Genomic DNA, 4,701 nt, shown 5'->3' on the forward strand with positions numbered 1-4,701 from the left:
CGGGCTCGGCCGCGGGTTCCGCCTCGGGGCGGACGGCGGGGCGGAAGGTGAACTCGGCGCGGTTGCGTCCGCCGTGGAAGCCGCGGCCCAGCACCCGCAGCCGGTAGGTGGAGTCGTCGCCCGGCCGGTCCAGGGTGAGCCGGAGCCGGTTGGCCGCCCCCTCCCCCGGCTCGTCGCCGGTCTCGTCGGTGACCCGCACGACGCGCAGTCCGACCACCCGCCGGCCGCCCTCGATCAGGAAGCTGTCGCGGCCCAGGTGCCGTGGGAGCGGGCCGGAGAAGGTGACGGTGAGGGTGCGGCGGTCCCGGTGCGCCCGTACGGCGTCGATCCCGGCGAGCCGGGCGGCCGGACTCCCCTCGGCGTCGCCGGGGCCGGTGAGGTCGGTCGTGTCGGTCATGAGGGCACTCCGGTGCGCACGGTGACGGTACGGCTCTCCCCGGTGGCCTTGAGAAGGTAGGCGACGTGCACGTCGAGCGTGGCCTCCCGGGACGTCACCGTCAGGGACTCCACCGCGATCAGGTCACCGAGCCAGCGCTGCAGGGCGGCCTGGGCGGTCGTCTGGAGGGTGGCGGCGAGTTCCGGGCTGTTCCCGGCGAAGACCAGGTCGAGGAGGTTGCACCCGAAGTCGGGCCGGTTCACCCGTTCGCCGGGGCTGGTGAAGAGGACCTGCTCGATCATGTCCCGGACGTGATCGGGGTGGCCGGTGGTCGCGGTGCGGCCGCGGGCGTCGACGTGGTAGGGGAAGTCGATGTTCATCGCGGTCACATCCCCCGCACCCGCAGCTGCATCGCCAGTACCAGCGGGGGGTTGGGCGGCGGGGTGCCGATCCCCATCGCGGGGGCTGGGCTGGCCGGCGGGCTCGGCTGGAGCAGCACGGGCAGGCCGTTCACGAACACCCGGGTGGAGGTGTGCAGCCAGGTGACACCGGTGCAGGGCGGCGCGCCGAGGGTCATGGCCGGGAACGAGCAGCCGGCCACCAGGAACATGTCGGCGCTGGTGGCGACCGGTTGCGGCCCGACGAGCACACGTTGCTGCACCGGCGCCGGGAGGGTGACGAGGCCGGGCGGATGGGCGCACATCATCATCGCGCCGTAGTGCATCAGCAGTCCTGGCATGGTCTCCTCACAGCACCGTCAGCGCGCCACCGTTGACGGTGACCTGGGGCCCGACGAGCTGGACGGTGGCGAGTCCGGGGCCACAGGACAGCTCGATCGACGTCTCGTTGATCTTGAGGTACGGCCCGTTGCCGCCGTGCAGTTGCAGCTTGATCCCGCCCGACGGGCCCGGCAGGTCGCTGATCACCAGGGAGTTGCCGGTGGGAGTCGCCAGCACGATCTGCGGGATGCCGGGCGGGATGTCCTTGGCCGCCGGGGGCACGTCCCCGGAGCTGCCGCGCCGGAAGCCGAGCCAGACCGGCCGGTCCGGGTCGCCGTCCAGGAACCGCACCCACACCCCGGAATCCGGGGGCGGCACCACGTACATCCCGCAGTCCGGTCCGGCCATCGGGGTGAGCGGCGCGGCCCACACGGGGTTGTCGTCGCCCAGCACCTCGGGGACGCGCACCATCAGCCGCCCGACGCCGGTCGGGTCGACGGCGGAGACGACGACGCCCTCGTACATGCCGTGCCACTGCTTCGCCCCTGGTACGGCCGGGCCGGCCTGCGGCGTCATCGACACGGCGTCGGGTGCTGCCGGGTTCGCGTGCGGTGCTGTCATGGGGTCACCACCTGGATGTCGGCGCCGAGTCCTTCGCGGACCAGCGTGAAGTGCTGTCTGTAGGTGTCCCGGGTGAGGTCGTGGGTGACGGCGGCCACGAGGTACCGGCCGTCGTAGGCCTGGCCCGCCCCGCGCACCCCGACCAGTCCGTGCGGGCTGAGCACGTGGCCGTAGCGCAGGACGTCGAGCGTGCCCCGGCCGGTGACGGGGCCGGCGGCGACCGTCCGGCCGAGCCCGGCCAGCAGGGTCCGGGGCAGCGGCCGCCCGGTCTGGCCGCGCAGCGCCTCGGTGCGCAGCGCGGGGGCCGGACTCGCGGCGAGGCCGGCCCGCAGCAGCCGCGGCTCGGGGGCCGTGACCTCGGACGAACTGGCGGACGAGCCCTCCAGCCGGTGGGTGACGTGCCCGGAGGCGGCCAGTCCGTCGAGGGCGAAAGTCAGCTCCTCGACGTTGTCGGCGGCTCCGCAGCCCGTGGTGAGGGCGGGCTGCAAGGCCCCCGCCCGCTTCTGCGGGCCCCAGTAGGCGGTGCTGACGCCCGGGGTGGGGCCCGGTTCGAGGTGGAAGACGTGTCCGACGTCGTCCGCCATGGAGCGCAGATAGGCGAGGTCGGTCGCCGACTGGACCGGGATCTCGACGACCGGGTTGGGCTGGTCGGTGAGGGCCGGGGCCACGGCCCGCGGGGTGATGCCGTACTGCGCGTACGCGGCGCACACGGCCGTCGCCCGCAGGTGGGGGGCGAGTCCCGGGAAGGCGCGCCGCTGGTGCTTCAGGTCCATGAGCGCGGTCAGGTCCTCGCCGGTGACGACGAGGTACGACGCGCCGGGCGTCCGGCCCGCGTGCAGTTCCTGCCGGGTGATCACCCCGTCGGCGAGCACGTGGCAGCGGCCCGCGAGGACCACGGCCACCACGACCCGCTTCTTCGGGTGCAGGGCACCGGACGGCAGCACCGCGCGGTGCAGCGGCGAGCGGGGGCTGAGCGCGAAGGTCAGCTGGAAGCCGTTGGTGGTGCCGGTGGCGGCGGTGATCCGGGCCGCGTGCAGGGCGTCGACGAGCTGTGCCGGGGCCGGGCTCGGCACGGTGTCCCCGACGAGGAGCATCAGGTGCAGGCTGTGGACCGTCACCGGGCCGGCTCGCCCGCGACCGGCACCGCCGACGCCTCGGCGGGCAGGGTGATCCGCAGCCGGCGGCCGGGGACGGCCGTCAGCTCGTCCGGGCGCAGCGCCCGGTTGGCGTCCGCGATCCGCCAGGACTGCTCGGGATCGCCGTACCAGCGGGCCGCGATCAGGTCGAGCCGGTCGCCCGCGACGACGACGTGCTCGCCGAGAACCGCGAGCCGCTCGGGCTGCGGCAGCAGACGGCGGCGCAGATGGGTGACGGTCCGGCCGTCCGGGAGGGTGTGGGTGACGGTGGGGACCTGGTGGTATCTGCTGGTGGGCTCGATCATGTCCGATCTCCTCGTTCAGCTGCCCTGGTAACCGACCACGCCGGCGCCGTACCCCACGAGCGCCGCGAAGCGCTCGCGGCTCTGCTGGTACTGCAGGTAGAGGCCGCCCGCCCGGTGCCGGTGGCCGACGTCGTCGACGGTGAGGACCCGGACGGTCAGCGTCACCCGCGCCCGGATCGGGGTGAGTTCGCCGTCGTACGTCTCCTCCGTCACGTCGAGGTCGAGCATCCGCACCGGCAGCACCCGGTGCGGGCCGAGCACCAGCAGCGGCAGCGGCCCCTGCACCGGGGCGATCTCGAGCATCCCGCGGGCGGCGAGGTCGTTCTGCTGGGTGAGCTGGGCGGCCGTGGGGCACACGGCGCTCTCCAGCGCGGACAGCATCCCGAACAGTCCGCTGCCGGCGGGGGGCGCCCCGCCCGGCGCCCCGGCGATCTGGTCGGTGGCGTCGAACTCCGCGTCGATCCGGAACATCTCCCGGGGCGGGCCCTGGAGCCGCAGCGCCTCCAGCCGGTCCCCGGCATCGGCTCCGATGCCCCGGGGCCGCAAGGTGCGGGTGATGCTGTCGGGGTTGTACTGGAACGGCACCACCCGGAGCACCGAGCCCTGCTCGGGGTCGAGGAAGACGAAGCCGCCGCGGCGCGGTGCACGCGGTGGTGCGGGTGGGGGTGTGGTCATGGCGTACGCGCACCTGCCTTCCGTGTGAAGGTGTCCGGGGGAACGGTTGCCTGTGTGGCGGTTCCTGCCGGGGCGGTTCCTTCCCACGTGGTTGCGTCTGGGGCGGTTTCCTGCGGGGTGGTCCCCTGTGCGGTGGCCGCCCCCAGGGCGCTCCCCGGCGGGACGGCTTCGGCGGCGCCGGCCTCACGGGGAACGGCTTCCTCTTCCTGCCGGCGTTCGCGCAGTGCCGCGTGGACGGCTCGGGCGATGTGCCGGGCGAGAGCGGTGAGGCGGGGGTCCGCCGGTACGGCCCCACGCCTCCCCGGCATCGGGTGGCCGAGCAGGACGGCCAGCTCGGCTTCGACGGCCGCGCACAGTGCCGCCCGCGACGGCCGGGCGGAGGTGTCCAGTTCCAGTCGCCGGATGCGCAGTTCGACCCGGGTGCCGGTCATGTGATCACCACCGTCGCGTCGGCGTCGAACCGCTCGGCCCGCTCGTCGGTCAGCGGGCTGTCCACCCCGTCGACGCGCAGCCGCAGCGGATACCGGCCGGGCCGTGCGCCAGTCACCCGGAACTTCAGCTTCCGGGTGGCCCGCGCGAACGGCTCGGCAGGTACCGGAAGGTCCGCCACCAGCAGCTCGGCCCTCTGGCCGGGGCGGACCGCCGGAGCGCACTCCACGGTGAGCGTCACACCTCCCGAGCGGTCCCGCGCCGCGGAGAGCGGCAGGTCGCTGGTGATGCGGGGCGCGATGTGCAGATGCCGGGGACCGGTGGTGCGTTCGCTTCCGTCCGGCGCGGTGAGCACCACGACCGCCGACCAGCGTCCCGCGCCGTGGTCCTCCCCCAGGGTCGCGCGGACGGTGCCGGCGCCGTCGGCGCGACCCTGGGGG

The 4,701-nt window shown here is 74.6% G+C and carries 8 protein-coding genes and 1 pseudogene; all 9 read right to left on the reverse strand.

The genetic code is table 11. The annotated features are described in order from the left end of the window. A pseudogene (locus CCN42_RS32960) lies at positions 1-397 on the reverse strand (hypothetical protein); the annotation flags it as partial. After that, positions 394-756: a GPW/gp25 family protein gene (locus CCN42_RS32965; RefSeq protein WP_086741083.1), complete on the reverse strand. Its 363-nt coding sequence runs from the start codon at positions 754-756 to the stop codon at positions 394-396. The pseudogene CCN42_RS32960 and the gene CCN42_RS32965, both read right to left, overlap by 4 nt. Before the next feature lie 5 nt (positions 757-761). Further along, positions 762-1,115, reverse strand: a complete 354-nt coding sequence (locus tag CCN42_RS32970) for a hypothetical protein (protein WP_086741074.1) — start codon at positions 1,113-1,115, stop codon at positions 762-764. A 7-nt stretch (positions 1,116-1,122) separates the two neighbouring features. After that, positions 1,123-1,716 (reverse strand): phage baseplate assembly protein V, encoded by a 594-nt coding sequence (locus tag CCN42_RS32975; protein WP_086741075.1) that lies wholly within the window; start codon positions 1,714-1,716, stop codon positions 1,123-1,125. Next, the gene (locus CCN42_RS32980) at positions 1,713-2,834 is read right to left on the reverse strand and encodes a hypothetical protein (RefSeq protein WP_086741077.1); all 1,122 of its coding nucleotides are present in this window, start codon (positions 2,832-2,834) and stop codon (positions 1,713-1,715) included. Before CCN42_RS32980 ends, CCN42_RS32975 begins: the two co-directional genes overlap by 4 nt. Continuing rightward, a complete protein-coding gene (locus CCN42_RS32985; RefSeq protein WP_086741078.1) occupies positions 2,831-3,157 on the reverse strand; it encodes a LysM peptidoglycan-binding domain-containing protein in 327 nt (108 codons plus the stop codon). Before CCN42_RS32985 ends, CCN42_RS32980 begins: the two co-directional genes overlap by 4 nt. A 15-nt stretch (positions 3,158-3,172) precedes the next feature. Beyond that, positions 3,173-3,832: a hypothetical protein gene (locus tag CCN42_RS32990; RefSeq protein ID WP_086741080.1), complete on the reverse strand. Its 660-nt coding sequence runs from the start codon at positions 3,830-3,832 to the stop codon at positions 3,173-3,175. Beyond that, on the reverse strand, positions 3,829-4,263 hold the full coding sequence (locus CCN42_RS32995) for a hypothetical protein (RefSeq protein ID WP_086741081.1): 435 nt from the start codon (positions 4,261-4,263) through the stop codon (positions 3,829-3,831). The genes CCN42_RS32990 and CCN42_RS32995 overlap by 4 nt, the downstream gene beginning before the upstream one ends. After that, positions 4,260-4,701, reverse strand: a 442-nt coding sequence (locus tag CCN42_RS42860) for a hypothetical protein (protein ID WP_211294844.1), incomplete at its 5' end; no start/stop codon positions are given. The genes CCN42_RS32995 and CCN42_RS42860, both read right to left, overlap by 4 nt.

The organism is Streptomyces glaucescens (assembly GCF_002154375.1).
GTDB lineage: Bacteria > Actinomycetota > Actinomycetes > Streptomycetales > Streptomycetaceae > Streptomyces > Streptomyces glaucescens.

Excerpts from the sequence above, each read along its gene's own strand:
- CCN42_RS32965 (WP_086741083.1), bottom strand. The coding sequence starts at position 756 with ATGAACATCGACTTCCCCTACCACGTCGACGCCCGCGGCCGCACCGCG.
- CCN42_RS32970 (WP_086741074.1), bottom strand. The coding sequence starts at position 1,115 with ATGCCAGGACTGCTGATGCACTACGGCGCGATGATGATGTGCGCCCAT.
- CCN42_RS32975 (WP_086741075.1), bottom strand. The coding sequence starts at position 1,716 with ATGACAGCACCGCACGCGAACCCGGCAGCACCCGACGCCGTGTCGATG.
- CCN42_RS32985 (WP_086741078.1), bottom strand. The coding sequence starts at position 3,157 with ATGATCGAGCCCACCAGCAGATACCACCAGGTCCCCACCGTCACCCAC.
- CCN42_RS32990 (WP_086741080.1), bottom strand. The coding sequence starts at position 3,832 with ATGACCACACCCCCACCCGCACCACCGCGTGCACCGCGCCGCGGCGGC.
- CCN42_RS32995 (WP_086741081.1), bottom strand. The coding sequence starts at position 4,263 with ATGACCGGCACCCGGGTCGAACTGCGCATCCGGCGACTGGAACTGGAC.